General features: G+C 72.1%; 3 protein-coding genes. 2 read left to right on the top strand and 1 reads right to left on the bottom strand.

Annotation, left to right across the window (positions count from 1 at the left end; translation table 11 throughout):
- Both C4U03_RS39640 and C4U03_RS39635 read left to right on the top strand, forming a co-directional pair.
- A partial coding sequence (locus C4U03_RS39640; RefSeq protein WP_103945028.1) for a ParA family protein occupies nt 1-651 on the top strand: 651 nt, incomplete at its 5' end.
- A complete protein-coding gene (locus tag C4U03_RS39635; protein WP_103945026.1) occupies nt 648-1,271 on the top strand; it encodes a hypothetical protein in 624 nt (207 codons plus the stop codon). The genes C4U03_RS39640 and C4U03_RS39635, both read left to right, overlap by 4 nt.
- A 39-nt stretch (nt 1,272-1,310) precedes the next feature.
- On the opposite strand, the gene C4U03_RS42355 is transcribed toward C4U03_RS39635, so the two are convergent.
- Nucleotides 1,311-1,517, bottom strand: a 207-nt coding sequence (locus C4U03_RS42355) for a hypothetical protein (protein ID WP_235018415.1), incomplete at its 5' end; no start/stop codon positions are given.

Here is a 1,517-nt window from a genome sequence, read left to right as displayed (position 1 = left end):
GAGAACCTGGACGTCCTGCCCGGCGGGGACGAGCTCCATGACATGGTCGCGATGCTGGAGTCCCGCCGGCGCCGCAACGGCGCCGAGGCGGTCCTCGCGCTCGCCCGCGCCCTGGCCTCAACGGGCAAGGACTACGACTTCATCCTGCTGGACTGCCCGCCGGGGGAACCGCAGATCCAGGAGATCGCGCTGGCCGCCGCCCGGTGGGTCGCCATCCCGTTCAGAAGCGACGCGTCCAGCCGCCGGGGCCTGGGCAAGGTCGCGACGCTGATGTCGGCAGCGTGGGAGCTGAACCCCGAGCTGGAGCTGCTGGGGGTGTACCTGTACGGGGCGGGCAAGGGAGCCACCCAGATCCGCAAGAAGTCGCTGGAGGAGATCCGCAAGGTGCTCGGCCCGGACGCGCCGGTACTCGACACGGTCATCAGCCATCTGGAAGCGCCGGCGTTCGACATCCGCGAGCGCGGGCAGCTCGCGCACGAGCTGGAGCGCGATGTGGCGTCCGGGCCCGCCTGGTACGAGCAGCTCCGCAGCGGCGTCCCGATCCAGCGCGGCCCGGCGAGCACGTCGCAGAACCTCGCCAACGACTTCCGCGACTTGGCCCAAGAGCTGTTCGGTCTGTTGTCGGCCCGGGAACAGGCCGCCGCACGATGAGCTCCGACGACACCACCGACGGCAGGCCCAAGCTGGGCCAGGAGCCGATCCAGCCGAAGGGCGCCGACCTCAGCTTCCTGAACCCGCGGAACAGGACCGCCGCGGCCGACCGGCAGGCCCCCGCAGACGCCGCCGAGACGCCGCCCGCGGCGAACGACGGTCCCCCACCCGCCAGCCCTCGGAGCCAGGACGACCATGTCCAGAGCGACGACCATGTTCAGGGCCGGGCGGAGGACGGCAGCGACGGCCAGGCCGCCAAGCCCGTCATCGTCTACATCCCGTCCAGGCTGCGGACCAAGCTGAAGAAGGCCGCGGCCGGCAGCGGCCGGACCTACACCGACGTGCTGTTCGACGCGGTGGACGCGCTCGACGCCCACCTGCCCGATCTGTTCAAGGGCCATCCGGCCGCGCCGTCCCCCGGCTCGCTGTTCTCCCGGCGATCGGTGCGCGGCAGACCCACCAGCACACGCCCCGCCCCCAACGTGCAAGTACCGATCCGGCCCCCCACGATCGCAGACCTGCAGGTCCTCGACGACCGCGCGAACCGGTACACCGCAGGCAACCGCTCAGAGTTCGTCCGCGTCGTCCTCAGCGCCTACCTCAGCGGCAAGACCCCATAGGCGTCGGTCAAAGATCGTCGGCTTGCTCCGACTTGCCGGTCAGGATCGTCGACGGCGTGCGGCGGCCAGGAGGGCTCGGGCGTGGGCGGCTCCGCGTGCAGCGGCGGCTTCGTGGGTGGTGTCGTGCCGGGTGGCCACCACGGCGTCGACCGGCGGCGGGGTGGGCGTCTCGGCCGACGCGGCGCGGTCGTCCTGGCCCTCGTCGTCCTGGCCCTTGTCGGGGGCGGGAAGGGTCGGACCAGATTG

It is taken from the genome of Thermomonospora echinospora, assembly GCF_900108175.1.
GTDB classification, from domain to species: Bacteria; Actinomycetota; Actinomycetes; order Streptosporangiales; family Streptosporangiaceae; genus Thermomonospora; species Thermomonospora echinospora.
The sequence above is the reverse complement of the archived record's forward strand: the minus strand, read 5'-3'. Positions and strand labels throughout refer to the sequence as shown.